This is a genomic window from Tsukamurella ocularis (assembly GCF_965138335.1).
Classification (GTDB): domain Bacteria; phylum Actinomycetota; class Actinomycetes; order Mycobacteriales; family Mycobacteriaceae; genus Tsukamurella; species Tsukamurella ocularis_A.
The window spans coordinates 179557-202822 of record NZ_CBCSDV010000005.1; the positions used below are offsets into that span (position 1 = coordinate 179557).

A 23266-nucleotide genomic window follows, 5' to 3' on the forward strand; every position below is an offset into this window, starting at 1 on the left:
CGCAGCCGCGGCTCAGCCGAGCGCGCGCAGGCGGGGCTCGAGATCGCGCTGGAAGTTGTCCAGGAACCGGCGCTGATCGTGGCCGGGCGCGTGGAAGACGAGGTGGTTGAGGCCCGCGTCGACGTACTGCTTCACGGCGGCGACGGCCTCGTCGGGGTCGGAGGCCACGATCCACCGCTTGGCGACCTGCTCGATCGGCAGCTCGTCGGCGAGGCGCTCCATCTCGGCGCTCGAGTTCACCGAGTGCTTCTGCTCCGCGGTCAGCGACAGCGGCGCCCAGAAGCGCGTGTTCTCCAGCGCCAGCTCGGGATCCGGGTCGTAGCTGATCTTGATCTCGATCATCTTGTCGAGCGCCCCGAAGTCGCGACCGGCAAGGCCCGAGCCCTCCTGCGCGGCGGGGATGAGCTTGTCGGTGTAGAGCTCCATGCCCTTGCCGGAGGTGCAGATCATGCCGTCGCCCACGCGGCCCGCGTACTTGGCGACCACGGGGCCGCCGGCGGCGATGTACACCGGCACCGGCTTCTCCGGGATGTCGAAGAGGACGGCGTCCTTGGTGTGGTAGTAGTCGCCCTCGAAGTTGGTGATCTCGCCGGACCACAGCTCGCGCATGAGCCGCACGGACTCCCGCAGGCGCGCGAAGCGCTCCTTGAACTCCGGCCACTCGCCCTGGAAGCCGGTGGCGTACTCGTTGAGCGCCTCGCCCGTGCCGGCGCCGAGGAAGATGCGGTCGGGGTACATGCACGCCATGCTCGCGAAGGCCTGCGCGATCACAGCGGGGTTGTAGCGGAAGGTGGGCGTCATGACCGAGGTGCCGATCTTCACGCGCTCGGTGCGCTCGCCCACGGCCGCCATCCAGGCGAGGGAGAACGGGGCGTGACCGCCGTTGACGCGCCAGGGCTGGAAGTGGTCGCTCACGGCGACCGAGTCCATCCCCGCGGCCTCCGCCGCGACCGCGATCTCCACCAGTTCACGGGGCCCGAACTGCTCCGCCGATGCCTTGTACCCCAGCTGCAACTTCGCCATGTGACTCACACTACTGCCTCCGCTTGAACACTGTTACGGTCCGCTGCGACCAGGGCGTTCGCCGGGCGGAACAGTGTCCGCTCCCCTACCGGGAGGCGGGGTCGTCGGCGCGGGAAGCGCCGTACTCGGTCTCGTAGACGCGGCCGTCCTTCGCCATGACGAGGCCGTAGGTGCTGACGATGACGGCGTCGGTCCGCGGGTCCTCCTTGTCGACGCCGCCGTACACCTGGGACGCCTGGGTGTCGTCGAAGGTCTCCCCCCGCTCGGCACCGCGGACCAGGACGTAGGAGCGCGCCGCGATCGCCTGCGCCTGGAGCGCGGCGACGCCGCCCTGGTCGGCCCACCCGGGCGAGTTCTCGACGGGGACCACGCTGCGCACGTAGTCCTCGATGCCGACCACGTTGAGCACGGCACCGTCGCGGGCGACGAGCCGCCCGCGGTACCGGGCGTTGTCGCTGCAGAACCGCAGCACCTGGTCGGCGGCGATGCCCTGGTCGGCGGTGAGGGGGCTGATGGTGCGGTCCGCGGCCTCGACGGTGCCGAGCACCTGCCCGCCGCAGCCCTGCCGGATCGTCGCGGTCGTCCCGTCGATGCTGACGGCCTGGCCCGGTGCGACCTGCTTGCCCCCGACGAGGGCGCCGGCGGGCGCGAGCACGTCGACGCGGTTGCGTTCGCTCAGCCGGACCGTGACGGGGAGTCCTGTGTGCACGGTGCCGAGTGTGGTGCCCGGGTAGTAGTAGGCGAGGATGCGCTGTGCGTCCCAGCCCTGCTTGGCGTAGGTGAGCGCGCCGAGCTGGCTCATGCCGCGGCCGTGGCCGCCGGCGGCGCCCGGCGCGACCTCGCCCGGCGCGTCGACGAGGGCCGTGTCGGGGAGGGCGCCCGTGCCCGCCAGAACGCCTCCGATGGCCAGGACGGGCACCGTCGCGACGAGCGCGGCGCGGGCGGCGCGGCTGCGCCGCGACCGCTTCGGGCCGCCGTCGATCCACACGGGCATCCTCGGGTCTCCTTCGGTCGTCGGCCACGCACCAGTGGGGCTGACGTGACTGTTGTGATTATTGAGACTCAAGTAAAGATCGAGGGTTGTCAAGCGCAGTCACGACACGCGGCGCCGTCGACCCCGCCGCGACCCGGCCGCGGCCGCGACGGTTCGGCGAATCGGCCGATGCCACCTCGAGGACGGAACCATCCGTCGCCAAGCGACATTCGGCCGATTTTCCGCGAAGGACTCGCGCACACTCCGTATTCCGGCGGGGCTGGGAATTCGCCGACCGCGAACGACTAGACATGAACATAACTTCAGGTTCTAAGCTTGTATGCATGAGCATGGAATCCGTCGCGTGGAGCACGCTGTACCAGACCAACCGGTCGCTCGACGCACCGTCGAGAAGCCCCCGCGAGACGCTGCGCCGGATGGGCCCGTTCGCCCGTCCGCACCGCTGGCGACTGACCTGGTTCCTCCTGCTCTCCGTCCTGTCCGCCCTGCTGGCCGTCGCCACGCCGCTGCTCGCGGGCAAGGTGGTCGACCGGATCGTGGGCGGCGGCCCGACCAGCACCGTCGTCGAGCTCGCCCTCCTCATCGCCGCGATCGCGCTCGCGGGCGCCGGCGTCGACCTGCTCTCGCGCTGGTTCTCCTCCCGCATCGGCGAGGGCCTGATCTACCAACTGCGGACCGCGGTCTTCGACCACGTCCAGACCATGCCGGTGGCCTTCTTCACCCGCACCCGCACCGGCGCGCTGGTGAGCCGCCTCAACAACGACGTGCTCGGCGCGCAGCGCGCGTTCTCCGACACCCTGGCCGGCGTCGTCACCAACGTCGTGACCCTGGCGCTCACGCTCGGCGTCATGCTCAGCATCTCGTGGCAGATCACGCTGCTCGCCCTGGTCCTGCTGCCGGTGTTCATCATCCCGTCGCGCACGATGGGCCGGCGGATCGCCGCGATGTCGCGGCGCGCGGCCCGGCACAACGCATCCATGAGCGATCAGATGACCGAGCGGTTCTCCGCACCGGGCGCCACCCTGGTGAAGCTGTACGGCCGGCCCGAGATCGAATCGCACGAGTTCGCCTGGCGCGCCGGGGCCGTCCGTGACATCGGGGTGCGCACCGCGATGGCCCGGATGACCTTCGTGACCATGTTGACGCTGGTCAGCTCGCTCGCGCTGGCCCTGGTGTACGGCCTCGGCGGCTTCTACGCGATCCGCGGCGACCTGCAGGCCGGCGCCGTCGTCGCGCTCGCGCTGCTGCTGACCCGCCTGTACGTGCCGCTCACCGCCCTCGCCAACGCGCGCGTCGAGGTGATGACCGCGCTGGTCTCCTTCGAGCGGGTCTTCGAGGTGCTGGACCTGGAGCCGATGGTGCGCGACGCCCCGGACGCCCGCGACATCACGAAGGGGCCGACCGAACTGCGTTTCGCCGGCGTCGATTTCGCCTACCCCTCGGCGGAGAAGGTCTCCCTCGCCTCGCTGGAGGAGGTCGCGCAGCTCGACACCCGCGGCGGCGAGACGGTGCTGCACGGGATCGACTTCACCGCGGCGCCCGGCTCGATGGTCGCGCTGGTCGGCAGTTCCGGCGCCGGCAAGTCGACGATCGCACAGCTCGCCACCCGTCTCTACGACCCCGATACGGGCGCGATCACCCTGAACGGCGTCGACCTGCGCGACATCACGGCCCGGAGCCTGCACAGCACCGTCGGCCTGGTGACGCAGGACGGGCACCTGTTCCACGACAGCATCCGCGCGAACCTGTTGCTCGCGAACCCGGATGCCACCGAGGCCGAAGTGCAGGACGCGTTGCGCCGCGCCCGCCTCGAAGAGCTGGTGGCGCATCTGCCGGACGGCCTGGACACCGTCGTCGGCGAGCGCGGGTACCGCCTGTCCGGCGGCGAGCGACAGCGCCTGACGATCGCGCGGCTACTGCTCGCGCAGCCCTCGGTCGTCATCCTCGACGAGGCCACGGCCCACCTGGATTCGACGTCCGAGGCGGCGGTGCAGGCGGCGCTCGGCGAGGCCCTGGCCGACCGCACGTCGCTCGTCATCGCGCACCGGCTGTCGACGATCCGCGCGGCGGACCAGATCCTGGTGCTGGAGGCGGGGCGCATCGTCGAACGCGGGACGCACGACACCCTGCTCGCGCGCGGCGGCCGGTACGCCGAGCTCTACCGCACGCAGTTCGCCGACCAGGCCGCGTGAGCTCCGTCCGGGCCGGGTGCCGGTCCGGTCGGCCCGTCCAGCGCGGCCTACCGTGAGGCCATGCTGAAGGTGATCGCCCAGGACTACATCCGGCCCGATGCGGTGGAGATCGTTCGCCCGCTGATGGAGGAGTTGGTGCGTCTCACGCGCACGGAGCCGCTCTGCATCAGCTACGAACTCTTCCAGGATCGGGAGGATCCCGGCCACTTCGTCTACATCGAGTCATGGCCGGACCGCGCCGCGCTGGATGCGCACTGCGCCTCCGAGCACTTCCGCCGGCTCGTCCCGCAGATCGACGCGCACCGCCGGCAGGACGGCACAGCGACCCTCCTGGACCCGATCGCGTAGGGGACGGATCACCCCTGGGCGATGCAGAACTCGTTGCCCTCGGGGTCCTGCAGCACGGTCCACTGGACGCCCCACTCGTCGTGCTCGCGCAGCTGCGTGGCCCCGAGCGCGACCAGGCGCGCGACCTCGGCCGCGCGGTCGTCGGCGTGCAGGTCCAGGTGCAGGCGGTTCTTCACGGTCTTGCCCTCGGGCACGGCGAGGAACATCATCCGCGGCAGAGCGGGATTCGCGTAGCCGATGGTGCGCATGAAGGCGTTGCCGTCGTTCTCGTCGACGGGCACGCCCAGCGCCTCGGACCAGAACGCCGCCTGCCCGGCGACATCGGCGCAGTCGAGGTTGATCATCTGCAGGGTGAGGGTCATGTCAGTTCTCCTTCGTCGCGGCGGCCTGGACGGGCCACCAGATCTCGGTGCGCAGGTCCGCGGGGGTCGCGGCGGCGCAGGGGTCCACGAGGTAGCGCTCGATGATCGCCCCGCGCGCATCCGTCGCGTTGCGGGCCACCCACGCGCCGAGCTGGCCGTAGGTCTCGTCGAACCGCTCGTAGGCGCCGTGGTGCACGGCGACGGCGCACAGGGCGCGGCCCAGCCGCCGGTTGCGCACCCGCCCCGTCACGGCGCCGGGGCCGGCGACGGGGATCAGCGCGGCCACCCGCTCGACCTCGGCGACCTGCGACGGGTACTCGGCGAGCGATGGCCCGGTCACCGCCAGTCCCGCGGCCGCTGCGCACGCCTCCAGCTCGGCGTAGGCGGCGTCGAGGAACTCGGGGAGTCGCGCGTGCTCGACCTCGGCGGCGATCTCCAGGACGTCGATCGCGTCGAACTCGCGCAGATGGGTCGGGGTGTGCGCGACAGGGGCCGTCGCGTCCTGCAGCGCGACGATGGCCCGCTCCAGGCCGGCGCGTCGCTCGCGCAGCGTGGCCTCGTGGTCGGCGAGGATCTCGCGGGTCACGTCGGGGTCGCGCGCCTGAAGCACCCGGGCCACCGCGGTGAGCGGCACGTCGAGGTCGCGCAGTCGGGTGAGCACGGCGGCGTCGTGCACCTGCGCCGCGTCGTAGAGCCGGTAGCCCGTCGCCGGGTCGATCGCCGCGGGCACCAGCACGCCCTGCTCGTGGTAGCGGCGCAGCTGCTTGACGGAGAGCAGGGTTGCGCGCGAGAACATCCCGATCGACATGAGGCCCGGTGTGGTCACGGCTCGAGTATGGGGTCTCCCCCCGAGGGGAGGGTCAAGGCGGGCGCGGCGGGCTACGGTCGAGCCATGACCGTCTCCGCCCCCACCCCCGCCGATCTGCCGTACCTGCGGCGCTGCGTCGACCTCGCCCGGACCGCCCTGGACGACGGCGACGAGCCCTTCGGCTCGCTGCTCGTTCACGACGGCGCGATCGTCTTCGAGGATCGCAACCGGGTGGCCGGCGGCGACGCGACACGGCACCCCGAGTTCGAGATCGCCCGCTGGGCCGCGGAGCAGCTCGCGCCAGCGGAGCGCGCCGCGGCCGTGACCTACACGTCGGGCGAGCACTGCGCGATGTGCAGTGCCGCGCACGCCTGGGTCGGCCTGGGGCGCATCGTGTACGCGGGGAGCACCGAGCAGCTCGTCGCCTGGCACGCCGAGTGGGGCGTCGCCCCGGCCCCGGTCGCGCCGTTGCCGATCCGCGCCGTCGCCCCGACGGTGCCGGTGTCCGGCCCGGAGCCCGCCCTCGCCGACGAGCTGCGCGCCCTGCACGCACGCGCCGCCGGGGTCGCGTCGTGAGGCGCCTCGCCGCGGTCGGCGCCGCGGTCCTGCTCGCCGGCTGCGCGGCGGAGCAGCCGGCGGCGGCACCGTCGGCCCCCGNGATCGTCCGGTCGGGCGCCGCGCCGGCCGGCAGCGGCGCCCCGTCGTCGTCGACGGTGCGCCCCGCCCCGAAGCCGGAGGCGACCCGGGCGCTGGTCCGCGCCGTGACCGAGGGGGACCTCGCCGCGGCCCGCGCCGCGATCGCCGACGGCGCGGACGTGGAGGTCCGCATCACCCGCGCCCGGACGGCGGTGGTCGCGGCGACGAAGGGCGGGCACACGCAGATCGCGCTCGCCCTGCTCGACGCGGGCGCGGATCCGAACGCCAAGGACGACATCCAGGACTCCGCGTACCTCTACGCCGGCGCGGAGGGGATGACCGAGATCCTCGCGTCGACCCTGCGCCACGGCGCGGACGTGCGCAGCCTCAACCGCTATCGCGGGACCGCGCTCATCCCCGCGTGCGAGCACGGGCACGTGGAGAACGTGAAGCTGCTGATCGCCGCGGGCGTGGACGTGGATCACGTGAACGACTCGGGCTGGACCTGCCTGTTGGAGGCGGTGATCCTCGGCAACGGGGACGCGAACCACGTGGAGACGGTCCGCCTCGTCATCGACGCGGGCGCGCGCCCGGATCTCGCCGACCGGCAGGGCGTCACCGCGCGCGAGCACGCCGTCGCACGCGGGCAGGGCGCGGTCGTCGCGGAGATCGACCGCCGCCGCTGACGGTCCGCGGTCAGGTGGCGCGCCGCACCCCGAGGTCGGCGACCACCAGGGTCGCACACGAGCCCCCGCGCCGAGCGGTGGCGACGGTTCCGCTCAGGCGGCTTCGCTGCGCGGCGCCTCGGCCTCGGTCAGGCGCTCGGAGAGGAAGGCGACGGCGGTCTTGTACGCGGCCCAGGACTCGGGCGTCAGGCCGGCGCTGACGACGAAGGCGTGCACCTGGCCGTCGTAGACGTGCACCTCGTTCTCGACGCCCGCGCGATCGAGCGCGGCGTGCAGCTCCATCGAATCCAGCTCCAGCGCTTCGCGGCTGGCGGCGAACAGGATGCTCGGCGGGAAGTAGTGCGCCGTGGCGTCGGTGGTCATGTCCTCGGGTCCGCGCAGCTCCTCCGGGCCGCGCCCCAGCACGGTGCGCAGCTTGCGGATCTTGCCGAGCGGGAGCATCGCGTCGTGCCGCGAGGAACGCGGCAGCCCGGCGCTGATGTCGAGGAACGGCGAGAAGCCGGCGAAGGCCGTCGGTCCCTGGACGCCCGCCTCGGCCGCGTACTGGATCACCTTGGCGCACACGAAACCGCCGGCGGAATCGCCCGCCACGAGGATCCGGTCGAAGTCGCCCGAGTCCAGGAGCTCGCGATAGGCGGCGAAGCCGTCGGCGACGGAGGTCCCGACCCCGCCGTCGGGGTACTGCCGGTACTCGACGTTGTAGACGGGCACGCGCAGGCCGCGGGCCAGCAGCGCCGCGATGCGACGGTGGGTGTCCAGGTTGCAGCCGACGAAGGCTCCGCCGTGGTAGTAGACGAGAGCCGCGCGCGGGTGCGGGTCGGCGTCACCGTCGGGGATGATCCGCTCGGTCGGAACGCCCCCGAGGGTGATCTTCTCGATCCGGACGCCCCGCACCGACTGCGGCACGCGGCTGAGGTACGGCTCCATGGCGCGGAGGACCGGCAGCGTCCGATCGCTCAACGGGAAGACCCGGAAGACGGTCTTCATCACGATCCGGACGAACCACAGCACGATCCGGGCACGCACACTGCGGCCACGATGGGCGATGACGGCCATGTCGAGCACTCCTTGTTACTGGCCAGTAATCTATGCCTCCAGCTTAGCCCTGCCAGCCCGTGCTGCGGCATTCCTGTGACCTGACACAATCAACGCGAAGTTCTGTGTGCTCTGTCGTGCCCGTCTGCATAACCGGAGGAAGTCGGCCACCGTGGTCCCGAACGAGATCCCCCCGCAGTACCTGTTGTCCGCCTCGGCCCCCGAGCCACGGACCCTGATCGACATCCTCCGGGCGACCGTCGATGCCCATCCCGAGGTCCCCGCGATCGACGACGGCGACGTCGTCCTCACCTACTCCGAGCTGTGGGAGGAGGTGCTCGAGGGCGCCGAGTTCCTCGGCCGCAGCGGGGTGCAGGCCGGCGACCGCGTGGGTATCCGCATGCCGTCGGGTCACCGCTCGCTGTACGTCGCGATCCTCTCGACGCTCGCCGCGGGCGCGGCGTACGTCCCGGTCGACGCCGACGATCCGCAGGAGCGCGCCGACCTCGTCTTCGGCGAGGCGCACGCCGCCGCGATCTTCACCGGCGACGGCCTGTGGCGCGCACCGTCGACCAAGGAGCGGGCGGCCGCGATCGAGGCGGGCACCGTCGAGCCCGGCAACCGCCTGCCCGTGCCCTACGACGACTCCTGGATCATCTTCACCTCCGGATCCACGGGCACCCCCAAGGGTGTGGCCGTCACGAACCGCAACTCGGCGGCCTTCGTCGACGCCGAGGCGCGCCTGTTCCTGCAGGACGAACCCCTCCGCCCGGGCGACCGCGTGCTGGCGGGCCTGTCCGTCGCCTTCGACGCCTCGTGCGAGGAGATGTGGCTCGCCTGGCGCCACGGCGCCTGCCTCGTGCCCGCGCCGCGTTCGCTCGTGCGGTCCGGCATGGACCTCGGGCCCTGGCTCGTCTCCCGCGACATCTCCGTGGTGTCGACGGTGCCGACCCTGGCCGCCATGTGGCCCGCCGAGGCCCTGGAGGCCGTCCGACTGCTCATCTTCGGCGGCGAGGCCTGCCCGCCCGAGCTCGCACAGCGGCTCGCCGTCGACGGCCGCGAGGTGTGGAACACGTACGGCCCCACCGAGGCCACCGTCGTGGCGTGCGCCGCGCCCCTCGACGGCAAGGGGCCCGTCCGGATCGGCCTGCCGCTGGAGGGCTGGGACCTCGCGGTCGTGGATCCCGCGACGTCGCTGCCGGTGGCCGTCGGCGAGTCCGGCGAGCTGGTGATCGGCGGCGTGGGCCTGGCCCGCTACTTGGACCCGGCCAAGGACGCCGAGAAGTACGCGCCGATGGAGACCCTCGGCTGGGAGCGCGCCTACCGGTCGGGCGATCTGGTGCGCCTGGAGGTCGAGGGCCTGCTCTTCGAGGGCCGCGCCGACGATCAGGTGAAGGTCGGCGGCCGGCGGATCGAGCTGGGCGAGGTCGACAACGCGCTGCAGAACCTGCCGGGCGTCTCGGGAGCCGCGGCCGCCGTGCGGAAGAACTCCGCGGGCACCTCGATGCTCGTCGGCTACCTCGCCTCGACCGACCCCGACTTCGATCTCAAGGCCGCACGCGAACTGCTCGCCAAGGAACTGCCCGCCGCGCTCGTGCCCCGCCTCGCCCTCCTGGACGAGCTCCCCACCCGCACCTCGGGCAAGGTCGACCGCAACGCGCTGCCCTGGCCGCTGCCCGGATCCGACGACACCGACACCGGCGACCTCGACGGCACCGCGGCGTGGGTCGCCGAGCGCTGGTCCGGCATCCTCGGCGCGTCGATCACCAGCGAGGACGCGGACTTCTTCGCCGAGGGCGGCGGTTCGCTCAGCGCGGCGCAGCTGGTCACGGCGCTGCGTGAGCAGTACCCGTCGGTCACCGTCGCCGATCTCTACGACCACCCCCGCCTGGGTTCCCTCGCCGCGTACCTGGACTCGCTGCGGCCGGCGGAGGTCGCCGAACCGCGCGAGGTCCGGCCCACCCCGCGGTCGACGGGCATCGCCCAGATCCTGCTGTCGGTGCCCCTCACCACCCTGACGGGCCTGCAGTGGCTCACGTGGATGGCGATCGCCAACAACGTCTTCGCGTGGGCCACGGGTTCGACGCTGCTCCCCACGCTCGACTGGTGGGTCGTGCTCGCGCTGTTCCTGGTCTTCATCACGCCGATCGGGCGCATGGCGCTCTCGGTGATCGCCTGCCGCCTGCTGCTGGGCGGGCTCGAGCCCGGCGTCTACCGCAGGGGCGGCCCCGAGCACCTGCGGCTCTGGATCGCCGAGCGGTTCACCGCGGCGTCCGGCGCCGAGAACCTCTCCGGCGCACCGTGGATGATCTACTACGCGCGCGCCCTCGGCGCGACCGTCGGCCGCGGCGTCGACCTGCACGCGCTGCCGCCCGTCACGGGCATGCTCGAGCTGGGCGACCACGCCTCCGTCGAGCCCGAGGTCGACCTCGCCGGTCACTACCTCGACGGCGACGAGCTGCACATCGGCGCGATCAGCATCGGCGAGGAGGCCTCGATCGGGGCGCGGTCCACGCTGCTGCCCGGCGCGAAGATCGGCCGGCGCGCCGAGGTCGGCCCAGGTTCTGCAGTCTTCGGCAAGGTCAAGGCGAAGCAGCACTGGGCCGGCTCCCCCGCGGAGAAGATCGGCAAGGCCGAGCACCCGTGGCCCGCCGAGCATCCGCCGCGCAAGCCCTACTGGGTGTTCGTCTACGGCGTCAGCTCGGTGCTCCTGGCCGGCCTGCCGATGGTCGCGATCGGTGCGGGGCTCGCGATCCTCGGCTGGATCGTGCGCGACGATTCGAACCTGAAGGAGGCGGCGCTGCACGCCCTTCCGGCCCTGCCCGTCGCCGTGATCGTCTCGCTCGCCGTGTACGCGCTGCTCACCCTGATCGCGGTCCGGCTGCTGGCCGTCGGCATGAAGCCCGGCTACCACGCGGTGCGCAGCCGCGTCGGCTGGCAGGTGTGGGCCACCGAGCGCCTCATGGACGCCGCGCGCACCTTCCTGTTCCCGCTGTACGCGTCGCTGCTCACGCCCATCTGGTTCCGGATGCTGGGCACCAAGGTGGGCAAGGACGCCGAGATCTCCACCGCGATGGTGATCCCCAAGTTCACGACGATCGGCGAGGGCTCCTTCCTCGCCGACGACACCATGGTCGGCAGTTACGAGCTCGGCGGTGGCTGGATGCGCATCGACGAGGCCAAGATCGGCAAGCGGGCCTTCCTCGGCAACTCGGGGATGACGGGGCCGGGCCGTCGCGTCCCGAAGGACGGCCTGGTGGCCGTGCTGAGCGCGACCCCGTCGAAGGCGAAGAGCGGCAGCTCCTGGCTCGGCTCTCCCCCGGTCCGCCTGCGCCGCACCGCCGGCAACACGGACTCGACGTTCACCTACAACCCGTCGTTCGCGCTGCGCGTCGCGCGCGGCTCGGTCGAGACGGCGCGCCTGCTGGCCGTGTTCGTCAGTTTCGGCCTGGGCCTGGCGACCCTGGTCGCGCTGAACTACTTCGTGATCAACGTGGGCTGGTGGCTCGGGGCACTGCTCTCCGGCGTCACGCTGCTCGTCGCCGGCGCGATCGCCTGTTGTTCCGCCGCCGCCGCCAAGTGGCTGGTGGTCGGCCGGATCGGCCGCGAGGAGCATCCGCTGTGGTCCTCGTTCGTGTGGCGCAACGAGCTGTCCGACGCCTTCGTCGAGTGCGTCGCCGCACCGTGGTTCGCCCACGCCGCCACCGGTACCCCGATCCTCAACCTGTGGCTGCGGATGCTGGGCGCCAAGATCGGCCGCGGCGTGTGGTGCGAGACCTACTGGCTGCCCGAGGCCGATCTCGTGACCCTCGGCGACGCCGCGACCGTCTCCCGCGGCTGCGTCGTCCAGACGCACCTGTTCCACGACCGGATCATGGCGATGGACACCGTGGTGCTCGGCAAGGGCGCCACGCTGGGCCCGCACTGCGTCGCCCTCCCCGCGTCCTCCGTGGGCGACGGGGCCACCGTCGGCCCGGCATCGCTGGTCATGCGCGGCGACTCCGTGCCCGCCAACACCAAGTGGCAGGGCAACCCCATCTCGCCGTGGGTCTTCAACGAGGGCAAGCGCAAGCGCGACTGACCCGGCGGCTCCGCCCACGGTTCGTCGCCGCTCCCCGCAGAAGTCTCCGCTCGCCCCGCACATCCGCGGGGCGAGCGGAGTTCTCTGGTGCGGGTGGGCCGTTCTGCCACGGCGAACACGGGAGACCCATTTGAACCAGTCGATTGACACAAGTGGCGGAGTCACTCTAATCTTGTGCCAATCCACTGACACAAGGAGTTCGGATGCTGATTCCGTTCATCGCTCTCACGGCCGTCGCGACGATCGTGACCATCACCTACGTCATCACGCGCACGTTGACACCGGATGACTCTGCGCCGCAGTCGGAGAGCTACCGCGCCTACCGGTCGACGATGCGCGCCAGGTTGAAGGTCGCCTTCCTCGTTCCCGTCGCGGCCGCGGTCGTGGGAGTGATCTACGGGATCATCGCCCAGGTTCTCGATCCGACGAACCCCTCCCCCACGTACCGGCCAGTGAGCCTGCTCCTCGGCCTGCTCTGGTGGCCGGGCATCTTCCTGTTCCCCCTGTTGGCGATGCTGCTCACGGAGAAGACGACCCGCCCGTCAGGACCCCGGGTCGCGACCCTCGCGCCGCGCGGCGTCCGCCAGCTTTTCCCCCGCTGGCTCCTGATCGCGTTCGGTGCCGTCTTCACGATCGCCGCGCTCACCCCGTTGATCCTGATCTCGCCGCTCGGCGTCGATCGCACGCTGCGCAGTGCGAGTAACCCTCCCGCGCGGGACTACTCGGTGGATCCATCGGACCTGTGGATCTCCTACGGCACCTTCCTCATTGCAGCGGCCCTCACTCTCTGGGTGATCCTCGCCGCCACCCGTCGGCCCGATATCGATCCGCTCACCGGCAGCGACAGCTGGGGGCGCAGCGGCACCTCGGTCCGTGCCCTGTGCCTGCTCTACATCCCGGCGACGTACGTCATCATCGACGGCCTCGAGATACCCCGGAACGCGGCGATGGCCTACCTCGATCACGTGCGCGCCAGCGGCGAGCCGATCGACGGATGGCCCACGTGGCTCGCCTCGACCACCCCCGCCTACATCACCGACGGTATCAGCGCCCTACTGATGCTCGGCATCGTCGTCGCGCTGGTGGTCTTCGCCCGCCCGCCGATGCCGCGCGCCCTCGCCGCGGCCACGGCCGTCGACCCGATCACCGCCGCGCCGAACGACTCCGACGACGAGACCGCCACCCCGTGACGGCTCCCCGCATCGGCGTCGACGAGGCGGACCCCACCCCGGCGTTCGAACAGATCCGACGGCAGATCACCGGGCACATCGCCTCGGGCGCGCTCCCGGTCGGGGCGAAGCTGCCGCCGCTGCGCCAACTCGCGCGCGACCTGGGTATCGCGGTCGGCACCGCGGCGCACGCCTATCGCGAACTCGAGGCGACGGGCCTCATCGAGAGTCGGCGCGGCGGCGGCACCCGCGTGATCGCACTGCCCCCGGCCGACGCGGCCCCCGCCTTCGACGCCGACGCGCTGCGGGAAGCCGCGCAGCGGTACGCCGCGGCGGCCCGCCGGCTCGACGCCCCGCCGCAGGCCGTCCTCGACGCGGTCATGGCCGCGCTCCGCGCCCAGAACGACGACGACGCCCACTAGGGTGGGCACCGACACCCCCGACGAAAGGTCACCCGTGAGCGACGGGCTCGAGATCACCCCGTTCCAGCCGAGCGACGTGGCGGAACTGCTCGTCCTGCAGCGGTGCTGCTGGGTGCAGGAGGCGATCGCGAACGACAGCCTCGCGGTCCCACCGCTCACCGAGACCCACGACGACATCCTGCTGTGGGCATCGCAGTGGGCGACCTTCGTCATGCGGCTCGACGGCCGGCTGATCGGCGCGGTCCGCGGCCGCGCAGAGCCGGACCACCGGTGGCACATCGGGCGCGTGATGGTGGCGCCGGACCTCGCGGGCCGTGGCCTCGGCAGCGAGCTCATCGCCCTGATGGAGTCCCTCGCCCCGCAGGGCACCGAGGAGTTCATCATGTTCACCGGGGCCGGTAGCGAACGCAACATCCGGACGTACCAGCGCGCCGGCTACGTCGTCTCCGATCCCGAGCCCGCGCCGCACGGCGGCATAGCGACAGTGACGCTGCGCAAGCCGGTAAGGTGAACCCCCGACCCCCGAGCGAGAAGGAAGTGGATCCGTGGTGCGCAAGTCGGCCAGGCCGAAACTCGTCGCAGCCCCGAATCCGCAGCACGCCCGCGCGGTGGACCCTTACATCCCCGGCCACGGCAACCCCGGCTACCGGGTCTCGCGGTACGACCTCGAGCTGACGTACAAGGTCGAGAGCAACCGCCTCGACGGCAGGGCCGAGATCACGGCGACGGCGAACGAGCCGCTCAAGCGGTTCGCGATCGACCTCTCGGATGCCCTGACCGCCGCCAAGATCACGGTCAACGGCCGTCGCCCGCAGCGCTACTCCCAGCGCGGAGGGAAGCTGGAGCTCACCCTCGCCAACGAGGTGCCGGCCGGAGCGGCCATGACGATCTCCATCCGGTACGCGGGCACGCCGAAGCCGATCCGCTCGACCTGGGGCGAGGTCGGCTGGGAGGAGCTGTCTGAGGGCGTCATCGTCGCCTCGCAGCCGAGCGGCGCACCGTCGTGGTTCCCCTGCGACGACCACCCCGCGTCCAAGGCCTCGTACCGCATCGCGATCACCACCGATTCGCCGTACCGTGTGGTCTCCAACGGCAGGCTCGTCTCCCGCAAGGTCTCGGCGGCGCACACCACGTGGGTCTACGAACAGGCCGCGCCGATGGCGTCGTACCTCGCCACCATCCAGATCGGCAGCTACGACCTCCTCAAGGTCGCGGAGAAGCCGGTGCCCATCCGGGCCGCCGTCCCCGCGCGCCTGACCTCCGACTTCCAGCGCAGCTTCGGCAACCAGGAACGCATCATGCGGGCCTTCACCCGCTGGTTCGGCCCGTACCCGTTCCCCGAGTACACCGTCGTCGTCACCGACGACACTCTGGAGATCCCGGTCGAGGCGCAGACCGTCTCGATCTTCGGGGCCAACCACTGCGACGGTACGCGGGACGCCGAACGCCTCGTCGCGCACGAACTGGCCCACCAGTGGTTCGGCAACTCCCTGACGTTGACCCGGTGGAAGGACATCTGGCTGCACGAGGGCTTCGCCTGCTACTCCGAGTGGATGTGGGCACAGGAGTGCGGCCAGGCCACTACGCAGCAGATGGCGGCGCGCTACTACGCGAAGCTCGCGGCCTCGCCGACCGACATCGTGGTCGGCGATCCGGGCCCGGATCTCATGTTCGACGACCGGGTCTACAAGCGCGGCGCGCTGACGGTCCACGCCCTGCGGGCCGCGCTCGGCGACCCGGTATTCTTCGCGGTGCTCCACGAGTGGACCTCCGAGTACGTGCACCAGTCGGTCACGACCGAGGACTTCGTCTCGCTCGTCGCCAAGCACAGCCCGGAACCACTGCGCGACCTGTGGCGCACCTGGCTCTACGAGACGATGCTGCCGCCGCTCCCGGTGCTCACCGCGCTCTGACCCGATCCAGCCCACCCGGAGGCTAGTCGGCGGAAACTTTCTGTGGGGACGATGTCGAAACGGGGTCCTCCCGTTCGACGCCTATACGAGACACGCTCACCACCACAGAAGAAGGACTGATCGATATGCCTCGTTTCATGGGATTCGTACGGATGGCGGAGGGCCCCGAGGTCGGCACGCCGCCCAAGGCACTCTTCGACGCGATGGACGTCTACATCGGCGAGCAGGCCGCCAAGGGCCACTTCCTCGACGGCGGCGGCTTGTACGGCACGGAGGACGCCGTCAACTTCGTCGTCCGCAAGGGCGAGATCACGCGGGTCGACGGCCCCTACGCCGAATCGAAGGAGATCGTCGGCGGCTGGTCGCTGCTGCAGTACGACACCGTCGAGGAGGCGATCGCCGCGTCGGAGGAGTTCGCGCAGCTGCACGCCACCCACTGGCCCGAGCTGAACATGGTCTCCACGCTCCGCCAGATCGCCGACGAGCCGCCCGCCCCGGCGGACGACTGACGCGTGGGCGGTGGTCCCGCCTACGCTGGTCGAGTGCCAGCCGGGACCACCGCCGAAGCGATCACCGCCACCTGGCGGGCGGAATCCACGCGCCTCGTCGGCGCGCTCACCCGCATGACCCGCAACATCCAGCTCGCGGAGGACCTCGCGCAGGACGCGCTGGTCGCCGCGCTGGAGCAGTGGCCGCAGACGGGTGTCCCCCACAATCCGGCCGCGTGGCTGATGACCACCGCGAAGCGCCGCGGCGTCGATTCGATCCGCCGCGCCGAGAACCTGCGCCGCAAGACCGAGGAGATCGGTCGCGGCCTGCGGGAGGACGACGGTATGCCCGACCTCGACGCGCAGGTCGACTTCATCGAGGACGACGCACTGCGCCTGATCTTCCTGTCCTGTCACCCGGCGCTCACCCCCGAGTCCCGGGCGGCCCTCACCCTGCGGGTGGTCGGCGGGCTCACCACCGCCGCTCGCGGCTTCCTGGTCCCGGAGAAGACCATGGGCCAACGCGTCTCGCGCGCGAAGAAGACGCTCACGACCGCCCGCGCCGAGTTCGAGCTGCCGGTCGGCGAGGACCGCACGCGCCGCCTCGACGACGTGATGGCGGTGATCTACCTGATCTTCACCGAGGGCTACTCCGCCGCCGCCGGCGACGACTGGATGCGGCCGGACCTCGCCCGCGAGGGAATCCGGCTGGCCCGCATGCTCGCCGAGCTCGCACCCGATGAGCCCGAGACCCACGGCCTGCAGGCGCTCGTCGAGCTGCAAGGCTCCCGCATCGATGCCCGCACCGACGCCGAGGGCGCGCCCGTCCTCCTCGACGATCAGGACCGGGACCGCTGGGACCGGCTCCTCATCCGACGGGGCCTGGCGGCACTCCGCCGGGCGGAGGAACTCGCCGCCCGCGGGATCCCGGTGGGCCGCTACTACCTGCAGGCCGCGATCGCCGCGCAGCACGCCCGCGCAGCGACGCCCGCCGGCACCGACTGGACCCGTATCGCGCGCCTGTACGACGCGCTGGCCCAGGCCGCACCCGGCCCGGTCGTGGAGGTCAATCGCGCTGTGGCGCACGGCCGGGCGTTCGGATCGGAGGCGGGCCTGACGGTGCTCGACGCCGTCGATCCGGGTGCACTCGGCGATGCGCCCCTCGTGCCGAGCTTCCGCGGCGACCTGTTGCAGCGTGCGGGGCGGCACGCCGAGGCCGCGGAGCAGTTCGACGAGGCCGCGCGCCGCACCCGCAACGCCGCGGAGCGCACCCTGTTACAGGGCCGGGCCGCCGAGAACCGCGCGGATTGAAGAACCGACACCGATCGTCCGAGACCCGCCGGAAGTGCGGCCGCGAAGGTCAGGCGTGTCGGTCTTTCACGGCTCGCGCCACACAGGTAGAGCGCCCGCGGCGAGCGCCGCCGCCAGCGACGGTGCGCCCGTGTCCTTCTCCGACAGGATCGGCGGCACCTCGTCGGGCCACGCGATGTTCAGCTCCGGGTCCAGCGGGTCCACGCCGTGCTCGGCGGACGGGTTGTACTCGGACGAGACGTGATAGGCCACGACGGCATCGTCGGTCAGCGCGCAGAAGCCGTGCCCCAGGCCCTCCGCGAGGTAGACGGTGCGTCGCGTCGCGCTGTCCAGGCGGACCGTCTCCACCGCGCCGAACGTCGGCGAGCCGACTCGCAGATCCACGATCACGTCGAGCACCGCGCCGTGCAGGCACGCCACCAGCTTCGCCTGCCCCGGGGGCACATCCGCGTAGTGGATTCCGCGGATCGCGCCGCGGCGGCTCACCGAGACGTTGGTCTGCGCGACGGACAGCTCGTGCCCGGTGGCCGCGCGGAAGGCCGAGGATTTGAACAGCTCGAAGAACTCTCCGCGCTCGTCGGGGAAGACCCGCGGATCCAGGACGAACGCGCCGGCGATGGGCAGCGGGGCGACGTTCACCGGGCCTCCTCGAGCAGTCCGTGCAGGTAGGTGCCGTAGCCGGACTTGGCCAGGCGGTCGGCGTGCTCGCGCAGCTGCGCGTCGTCGATGAAGCCGCACCGCCACGCCACCTCCTCGGGCGCCCCGATCTTGGTGCCCTGCCGCTGCTCCACCGCGCGCACGTACCCGGTGGCGTCGGCGAGGGCGTCGAAGGTGCCGGTGTCGAGCCAGGCGGTGCCGCGCGGCAGCACCTCGACGGTCAGCCGTCCCTCACGGAGGTAGTGCCGGTTGACGTCGGTGATCTCGAGTTCGCCACGCGGCGAGGGCCGCAGGTTCCGCGCGACCTCGACCACCGACGGGTCGTAGAAGTACAGGCCGGGCACCGCGTACGGCGACCGGGGACGCTCCGGCTTCTCCTCGAAGCCCACGGCGCGCCCGGCGTCGTCGAACTCGATGACGCCGTACGCGCGGGGATCCGCGACCCGGTAGGCGAAGACCGCGCCGCCGTCGACCCCGTCGAACCGGCGCAACTGCGTGCCGAGCCCCGGACCGTAGAAGATGTTGTCGCCCAGGATCAGCGAGACCGTCTGGTCGCCGATGAAGTCCGCGCCGAGGACGAAGGCCTGCGCCAGCCCCTCCGGGCGGGGCTGCACCACGTACTCGATCCGCAGGCCGAACTGCGAACCGTCGCCGAGCAGCCGCCGGAACTGCTCGGCGTCGGCCGGCGTGGTCACCACCAGTACTTCGCGGATGCCCGCGAGCATGAGCGTCGAGAGCGGGTAGTAGATCATCGGCTTGTCGTAGACGGGGAGCAGCTGCTTACTGACGCCGACGGTGATCGGGTGGAGTCTGCTGCCCGTGCCGCCGGCCAGGATGATCCCTCGCATGCTGCGACTCTATCGGATTTCAAATCTATCTTTCATTAAACGATCGTCTTGGCTATGATCGTTTCATGACAAAGAAGACTTGGGCCGTCGCGGCCGTCGCTCTCGTCGCCGCCCTCGTCGTGCCCCTGGGCGTCCGGATCGCGGTGGCGAACACCTTCGCCTTCGACGATCAGCGGGTGACCGTCCCCGTCACCGACGCCCTCGCCGCGGGCGGAACCGCACCGGACGCGCACACCGGCGGCCACCTCGACGGCGTACTCACCACCCCGAAGGGAGGTTCCGGCAGGCACGGCCTCGTCGTGTTCGTGCACGGCGACGGGCCCGCGAACGCGTCGCGCGACGACGCGTATCGACCGATCTGGGAGGCCTTCTCCCGCGCCGGGTACGCCACCCTGTCGTGGAACAAGGCCGGCGTCGCGGGCTCGCCGGGGCAGTGGCTCGACCAGTCGCTCGCCGACCGCGGCGCCGAGGTCGCCGCGGCCCTCGACTGGGCACGGACCCGGCCCGAGATCGACGCCGGCCGTATGGGCGCCTGGGGCGTCAGCCAGGGCGGCTGGGTCCTGCCGCCCCTGGCGGCGCGCCGCCCGGATCTCCGCTTCCTCGTGCTCGTCGGCGCCGCGGTGAACTGGCTGCGGCAGGGCGAGTACAACCTCCGCTCGGACCTGCGCGACGCCTCCGACGAGGAGAAGCGGCGTGCGTTCGCCCGGCGCGCCGCGAACGTCGCGCTGCTCGAACGCGGCGCCACCTACCGGGAGTACCTCGCGGCGAAGGTGGACGAGAAGCCGATGACGGAGGAGCGCTACGGCTTCGTCCTGCGCAACTTCCGCGCCGACGTCACGCCCGACCTCGGGCGGATCACGGTCCCCACCCTGCTCCTCCTGGGCGACGCCGACCGCAACGTCGACACCGCCGAGACCGCGCGGGTCTACGCGGCCCACGTGCGCCCCGGGCTGCTCACCGAGCGGACCTTCCACGGCGCCACGCACAGCCTCACCCGCGACGACATCGAGTACCGCCCGGACGATCCCCGCGTCATCGCCCGAGCGATCCTCGCACCGCGCGACATCTACGCGCCCGGTTACCTCGACGCGCTCACCGACTTCGCGTCCCGGCAACGGGCCGCGCGATGAGGGTCGCCGTCCTGGGCGCGGGTGCGATGGGGGCCCGCGCCGCGCGCACCCTGGCGGGGCTGCCCGGTATCGACGCGCTCGTCGTCGCCGACCGCGACCCGCGCGCGGCCACAGCGCTCGCCGCGGCCCTACCCGGCGCGACGGCCCATCGGGTCGACGTCACCAACGCCTCCGCCCTGCGCGCCGCACTCGCCGACGTCGACACCGTACTCACCACCGTCGGCCCCTTCTACCGGTTCGGCTCCGCGATCCTGCGTGCCGCGATCGACACCGGTACCGACTACGTCGACATCTGTGACGACTGGGAGCCCACCCTGCACCTCCTCGGCCTCGACGAGGCGGCCCGCGCGGCCGGCGTCTGCGCGGTCGTCGGAGCCGGGGCGAGCCCCGGACTGAGCACGCTGCTCGCCGCCGCCGCGACGCAGCGGCTCGAGCAGGTCCGCGACGTCTACACCGCCTGGCCGGTGGACGCCGCGACGCCGGGCCCCGCGTCGCAGGACTCCATGGCCGGCGCGGCCGCCGTGCACTGGATGCACCAGTGCAGCGGCGCCGTCGCGGAGGTCTCCGGCGGCGAGATCGTCCACCGCGCGCCGCTGCGCCCCGTCGCCCTGCACCTCCCCGGCGGACGGCGCGGGACCGGCTGGACCGTCGGGCATCCCGAGCCGGTCACGCTGCACCGAACGACGGCACCGTCGGGCGAATCCGCCTGCCTGATGATGCTCCGGCCCGCCACCGCCGCGTACCTCGACGTGCTCCGGCGGGACATCGACGCGGGGCGACTCCTGCCCGACGACGCGGCGCTCCTGCTCGAGCCGCCGTCCCGATCGCGAGTGCTGCGTTCCCTGCCGGGTGCGGTCACCCGCCCCGGCCCGGGCGACCTGCCGGCGTTCTTCGCCGTGGCGGACGGCACCGTCGACGGCCGGCCCGTCCGGGTCTGCGCACGCCTCGAGACCGACGGCCCGCTCCTGCAGGACATGGCCGCCGTCACGGGAGTCCCGGCGGCGCTCGCGACGACGCAGCTCCCCCGCGTCCGCCGGCCCGGGGTGCACCCGCCGGACGCCGTGCTCGACGGTCCGCGGTTGTTCGCCGACCTCGCGGTAGCGTTTCCGGACACGCGGGTGATCGTCGAGGAGGAGGCCGGATGGCTGACGGACTGATCTCGACCCGCGCGCTCATCGAGGCAATGCTGCGCGAGGACGCCACGATCGACGCGGGCGAGCTGTACGCGGTCGCCGAGGCCCTGGGCATGGGCGACCAGCAGGTGCGCCTCGCCATCAAGCGACTGGTGGCGGAGGGCAGGTTCACCGTCGCCGGGCGCGGACGGGGCGCCGTCCTCACCGCGACCGACGCCACCCGCGCCGGTATCGAACCGGACCGGGAGCACGTCCGTCTCATGTACGCGCAGGACCGCGGCGAGGCGCCTTGGGACGGGGTGTGGCACCTCGCGGGGTTCGCCGTGCCGGAGGCGCAGCGAGACGCGCGCGGCGCGCTCCGGGACGCCCTCGTCGCGCTCGGCGGCGCGCCCGTGCAGGGCGGCCTGTACGTCTCGCCGCACGCCTGGGAGGACGCACTGCGCGCCAGCGCTCGCGCCGTCGGCGCCGAGGCGTACGTGACCACTCTGAGCTGTACCGACCTCGACGTCGGCGGCGAGCGGGGCGCCGCCGCCGCGGCGCGCCTGTGGCCCCTCGGCGAGCTGGCCGACGGGCACCGTCGCCTCGCGGACCTGGCGACGCGGGCACTCGACCGGGCCGTGGACGCCGCGCACGCCGAACGGCTGGCCCTGTCGATCGGTCTCGTGGCCGAGTTCACCCGCGCCCACGAGCCCGATCCGCTGCTCCCTCCGGAGCTGCTGCCGCCGGACTGGATCGGCGCGCGCGCACGGGGTCTCGCCGCGCGGGCGTGGTCCGCGATCGCCGGCGCGGAGGCCGGATCGCAGCTGCGACTCCTACGCTGGTTCGACGCGCCCTTGCAACCCCACTAACCTGATCCCATGCACATCGTGGTCACCGGCGGCGCCGGCTTCATCGGCGCGAACTTCGTCCGGCGCACCGTCGCGACCCGTCCGGACGTGCGGATCACGGTGCTCGACGCGCTGACCTACGCGGCGAACGAGTCCTCGCTGGACGACCTGCGCGGGCGGATCGACTTCGTCAAGGGCTCGATCGCGGACCCGTCGGTGGTCGACGAGGTGGTCGCGGGCGCCGACGCGGTGGTGAACTTCGCCGCCGACACGCACAACGACAACTCGCTGAGCGACCCGTGGCCCTTCCTGGACACCAACATCCGGGGCACGGCGGTCCTCCTCGACGCGGTCCGCCGGCACGACGTGCGCCTGCACCACATCTCGACGGACGAGGTCTTCGGCGACCTGCCGCTGGACACCCCCGAGCGGTTCACCGAGGACACCCCGTACCGGCCGTCGAGCCCGTACTCGGCGTCGAAGGCCTCGTCGGACCACTTGGTGCGGGCGTGGGTCCGCAGCTTCGGCGTGCGGGCCACGATCTCGAACTGCTCCAACAACTACGGCCCCTACCAACACGTGGAGAAGTTCATCCCGCGGCAGATCACCAACATCCTCGCGGGGGAGCGGCCGAAGCTCTACGGCGCGGGCGCCAACGTGCGCGACTGGATCCACGTCGACGACCACAACGACGCCGTGTGGGCGATCCTCGACCGCGGCGCGATCGGCGAGACCTATCTGATCGGGGCCGACGGTGAGCGGTCCAACCGGGAGGTGCTCCGCACCCTGCTCGCGGTCATGGGCCGTCCCGCCGACGATTTCGACACCGTCCCCGACCGCCCCGGGCACGACCTCCGGTACGCCATCGACTCGAGCAAGCTCCGGCGCACACTGGGATGGGCGCCGGTGCACGCCGACCTCGACGCCGGCCTGCGTGCCACCGTCGACTGGTACCGGGACAACCGGGCGTGGTGGGAGCCCGCCAAGGCGGGGGTCGAGGCCGCCTACGCGCGCCGCGAGGGCACCGCCTGACGTCGCAGATCGTGTGATCTTCGACCGAACCGGTCCGGAACGCACAGGTCCGGCACGAAAACCTGTTTCAATTGTCGCGACATCAAAGCGACCCGACCGCCCGGACACCCGCCGGCGGCCGAAGAGATTCCGAGGTGACCACCCATGCCGCCCGAAGGCACCCCCGCCGCC

22 protein-coding genes are annotated in these 23266 nt (G+C 72.0%); 15 read left to right on the forward strand and 7 right to left on the reverse strand.

Annotated elements, in window-relative coordinates:
• Nucleotides 1-12: 12 nt before the first annotated feature.
• Together fgd and ACNAYW_RS07450 are read right to left on the reverse strand one after the other, a co-directional pair.
• Nucleotides 13-1023 carry a glucose-6-phosphate dehydrogenase (coenzyme-F420) gene (gene fgd, locus ACNAYW_RS07445; protein WP_415849069.1) on the reverse strand — a complete coding sequence of 337 codons (1011 nt, stop codon included), beginning with the start codon at nucleotides 1021-1023 and terminating at the stop codon, nucleotides 13-15.
• An 85-nt stretch (nucleotides 1024-1108) separates the two neighbouring features.
• On the reverse strand, nucleotides 1109-2017 hold the full coding sequence (locus ACNAYW_RS07450; RefSeq protein ID WP_415849070.1) for a SpoIID/LytB domain-containing protein: 909 nt from the start codon (nucleotides 2015-2017) through the stop codon (nucleotides 1109-1111).
• A gap of 323 nt (nucleotides 2018-2340) precedes the next feature.
• Here ACNAYW_RS07450 and ACNAYW_RS07455 point away from each other — a divergent pair, with 323 nt between their 5' ends.
• Together ACNAYW_RS07455 and ACNAYW_RS07460 are read left to right on the forward strand one after the other, a co-directional pair.
• A complete protein-coding gene (locus ACNAYW_RS07455; RefSeq protein ID WP_415849071.1) occupies nucleotides 2341-4209 on the forward strand; it encodes an ABC transporter ATP-binding protein in 1869 nt (622 codons plus the stop codon).
• Between the two features lie 60 nt (nucleotides 4210-4269).
• Entirely contained in the window at nucleotides 4270-4557 is a 288-nt protein-coding gene (locus ACNAYW_RS07460) for a putative quinol monooxygenase (protein ID WP_415849072.1), read from the forward strand.
• An 8-nt stretch (nucleotides 4558-4565) separates the two neighbouring features.
• Here ACNAYW_RS07460 and ACNAYW_RS07465 read toward each other — a convergent pair whose 3' ends face one another.
• Together ACNAYW_RS07465 and ACNAYW_RS07470 are read right to left on the reverse strand one after the other, a co-directional pair.
• Nucleotides 4566-4919, reverse strand: a complete 354-nt coding sequence (locus tag ACNAYW_RS07465; protein WP_415849073.1) for a VOC family protein — start codon at nucleotides 4917-4919, stop codon at nucleotides 4566-4568.
• Nucleotide 4920: 1 nt separating this feature from the next.
• On the reverse strand, nucleotides 4921-5745 hold the full coding sequence (locus tag ACNAYW_RS07470; RefSeq protein WP_415849074.1) for a MerR family transcriptional regulator: 825 nt from the start codon (nucleotides 5743-5745) through the stop codon (nucleotides 4921-4923).
• Between the two features lie 66 nt (nucleotides 5746-5811).
• On the opposite strand from ACNAYW_RS07470, the gene ACNAYW_RS07475 reads away from it, so the two are divergent.
• Both ACNAYW_RS07475 and ACNAYW_RS07480 read left to right on the forward strand, forming a co-directional pair.
• Nucleotides 5812-6303, forward strand: a complete 492-nt coding sequence (locus ACNAYW_RS07475; protein WP_415849075.1) for a nucleoside deaminase — start codon at nucleotides 5812-5814, stop codon at nucleotides 6301-6303.
• Nucleotides 6304-6575: 272 nt separating this feature from the next.
• Nucleotides 6576-7049, forward strand: coding sequence for an ankyrin repeat domain-containing protein (locus ACNAYW_RS07480; protein WP_415849102.1), 474 nt, complete (start codon nucleotides 6576-6578; stop codon nucleotides 7047-7049).
• A gap of 93 nt (nucleotides 7050-7142) precedes the next feature.
• Here the strand turns inward: ACNAYW_RS07480 and ACNAYW_RS07485 are convergent, their stop codons facing one another.
• Nucleotides 7143-8105 carry an alpha/beta hydrolase gene (locus ACNAYW_RS07485; protein WP_415849076.1) on the reverse strand — a complete coding sequence of 321 codons (963 nt, stop codon included), beginning with the start codon at nucleotides 8103-8105 and terminating at the stop codon, nucleotides 7143-7145.
• Nucleotides 8106-8256: 151 nt separating this feature from the next.
• Here ACNAYW_RS07485 and ACNAYW_RS07490 point away from each other — a divergent pair, with 151 nt between their 5' ends.
• From ACNAYW_RS07490 to ACNAYW_RS07520, 7 genes are all read left to right on the forward strand, one after another.
• Entirely contained in the window at nucleotides 8257-12165 is a 3909-nt protein-coding gene (locus tag ACNAYW_RS07490; RefSeq protein WP_415849077.1) for a Pls/PosA family non-ribosomal peptide synthetase, read from the forward strand.
• Between the two features lie 203 nt (nucleotides 12166-12368).
• The gene (locus ACNAYW_RS07495; protein WP_415849078.1) at nucleotides 12369-13355 is read left to right on the forward strand and encodes a hypothetical protein; all 987 of its coding nucleotides are present in this window, start codon (nucleotides 12369-12371) and stop codon (nucleotides 13353-13355) included.
• On the forward strand, nucleotides 13352-13756 hold the full coding sequence (locus ACNAYW_RS07500; RefSeq protein ID WP_415849079.1) for a GntR family transcriptional regulator: 405 nt from the start codon (nucleotides 13352-13354) through the stop codon (nucleotides 13754-13756). Before ACNAYW_RS07495 ends, ACNAYW_RS07500 begins: the two co-directional genes overlap by 4 nt.
• 34 nt (nucleotides 13757-13790) lie before the next feature.
• On the forward strand, nucleotides 13791-14267 hold the full coding sequence (locus ACNAYW_RS07505) for a GNAT family N-acetyltransferase (RefSeq protein WP_415849080.1): 477 nt from the start codon (nucleotides 13791-13793) through the stop codon (nucleotides 14265-14267).
• A gap of 37 nt (nucleotides 14268-14304) precedes the next feature.
• A complete protein-coding gene (locus ACNAYW_RS07510; RefSeq protein ID WP_415849103.1) occupies nucleotides 14305-15669 on the forward strand; it encodes a M1 family metallopeptidase in 1365 nt (454 codons plus the stop codon).
• Between the two features lie 137 nt (nucleotides 15670-15806).
• A complete protein-coding gene (locus ACNAYW_RS07515) occupies nucleotides 15807-16178 on the forward strand; it encodes a YciI family protein (protein ID WP_415849081.1) in 372 nt (123 codons plus the stop codon).
• 33 nt (nucleotides 16179-16211) lie between these two features.
• Complete coding sequence (locus ACNAYW_RS07520; protein WP_415849082.1) at nucleotides 16212-17468, forward strand: RNA polymerase sigma factor; 1257 nt, start codon at nucleotides 16212-16214, stop codon at nucleotides 17466-17468.
• 66 nt (nucleotides 17469-17534) lie between these two features.
• Here the strand turns inward: ACNAYW_RS07520 and rfbC are convergent, their stop codons facing one another.
• Complete coding sequence (rfbC, locus tag ACNAYW_RS07525) at nucleotides 17535-18107, reverse strand: dTDP-4-dehydrorhamnose 3,5-epimerase (RefSeq protein ID WP_415849083.1); 573 nt, start codon at nucleotides 18105-18107, stop codon at nucleotides 17535-17537.
• Entirely contained in the window at nucleotides 18104-18973 is an 870-nt protein-coding gene (gene rfbA, locus ACNAYW_RS07530) for a glucose-1-phosphate thymidylyltransferase RfbA (RefSeq protein ID WP_415849084.1), read from the reverse strand. The genes rfbC and rfbA overlap by 4 nt, the downstream gene beginning before the upstream one ends.
• Nucleotides 18974-19038: 65 nt before the next feature.
• Here rfbA and ACNAYW_RS07535 point away from each other — a divergent pair, with 65 nt between their 5' ends.
• Genes ACNAYW_RS07535 through rfbB form a run of 4 tightly spaced genes read left to right on the forward strand, consistent with a single transcriptional unit; the run spans nucleotide 19039 to nucleotide 23095 of the window.
• Complete coding sequence (locus tag ACNAYW_RS07535) at nucleotides 19039-20103, forward strand: alpha/beta hydrolase family protein (RefSeq protein WP_415849085.1); 1065 nt, start codon at nucleotides 19039-19041, stop codon at nucleotides 20101-20103.
• Complete coding sequence (locus tag ACNAYW_RS07540; protein ID WP_415849086.1) at nucleotides 20100-21260, forward strand: saccharopine dehydrogenase family protein; 1161 nt, start codon at nucleotides 20100-20102, stop codon at nucleotides 21258-21260. The genes ACNAYW_RS07535 and ACNAYW_RS07540 overlap by 4 nt, the downstream gene beginning before the upstream one ends.
• Nucleotides 21245-22084 (forward strand): PaaX family transcriptional regulator C-terminal domain-containing protein, encoded by an 840-nt coding sequence (locus tag ACNAYW_RS07545; RefSeq protein ID WP_415849087.1) that lies wholly within the window; start codon nucleotides 21245-21247, stop codon nucleotides 22082-22084. Before ACNAYW_RS07540 ends, ACNAYW_RS07545 begins: the two co-directional genes overlap by 16 nt.
• Before the next feature lie 9 nt (nucleotides 22085-22093).
• The gene (rfbB, locus tag ACNAYW_RS07550) at nucleotides 22094-23095 is read left to right on the forward strand and encodes a dTDP-glucose 4,6-dehydratase (RefSeq protein ID WP_415849088.1); all 1002 of its coding nucleotides are present in this window, start codon (nucleotides 22094-22096) and stop codon (nucleotides 23093-23095) included.
• Nucleotides 23096-23266 lie beyond the last annotated feature (171 nt).

Excerpts from the sequence above, each read along its gene's own strand:
- fgd (WP_415849069.1), bottom strand. The coding sequence starts at position 1,023 with ATGGCGAAGTTGCAGCTGGGGTACAAGGCATCGGCGGAGCAGTTCGGG.
- ACNAYW_RS07495 (WP_415849078.1), top strand. The coding sequence starts at position 12,369 with ATGCTGATTCCGTTCATCGCTCTCACGGCCGTCGCGACGATCGTGACC.
- ACNAYW_RS07475 (WP_415849075.1), top strand. The coding sequence starts at position 5,812 with ATGACCGTCTCCGCCCCCACCCCCGCCGATCTGCCGTACCTGCGGCGC.
- ACNAYW_RS07450 (WP_415849070.1), bottom strand. The coding sequence starts at position 2,017 with ATGCCCGTGTGGATCGACGGCGGCCCGAAGCGGTCGCGGCGCAGCCGC.
- ACNAYW_RS07545 (WP_415849087.1), top strand. The coding sequence starts at position 21,245 with ATGGCTGACGGACTGATCTCGACCCGCGCGCTCATCGAGGCAATGCTG.
- ACNAYW_RS07460 (WP_415849072.1), top strand. The coding sequence starts at position 4,270 with ATGCTGAAGGTGATCGCCCAGGACTACATCCGGCCCGATGCGGTGGAG.
- rfbA (WP_415849084.1), bottom strand. The coding sequence starts at position 18,973 with ATGCGAGGGATCATCCTGGCCGGCGGCACGGGCAGCAGACTCCACCCG.
- ACNAYW_RS07485 (WP_415849076.1), bottom strand. The coding sequence starts at position 8,105 with ATGGCCGTCATCGCCCATCGTGGCCGCAGTGTGCGTGCCCGGATCGTG.
- ACNAYW_RS07515 (WP_415849081.1), top strand. The coding sequence starts at position 15,807 with ATGGGATTCGTACGGATGGCGGAGGGCCCCGAGGTCGGCACGCCGCCC.
- ACNAYW_RS07535 (WP_415849085.1), top strand. The coding sequence starts at position 19,039 with ATGACAAAGAAGACTTGGGCCGTCGCGGCCGTCGCTCTCGTCGCCGCC.
- ACNAYW_RS07540 (WP_415849086.1), top strand. The coding sequence starts at position 20,100 with ATGAGGGTCGCCGTCCTGGGCGCGGGTGCGATGGGGGCCCGCGCCGCG.
- rfbB (WP_415849088.1), top strand. The coding sequence starts at position 22,094 with ATGCACATCGTGGTCACCGGCGGCGCCGGCTTCATCGGCGCGAACTTC.
- ACNAYW_RS07455 (WP_415849071.1), top strand. The coding sequence starts at position 2,341 with ATGAGCATGGAATCCGTCGCGTGGAGCACGCTGTACCAGACCAACCGG.
- ACNAYW_RS07465 (WP_415849073.1), bottom strand. The coding sequence starts at position 4,919 with ATGACCCTCACCCTGCAGATGATCAACCTCGACTGCGCCGATGTCGCC.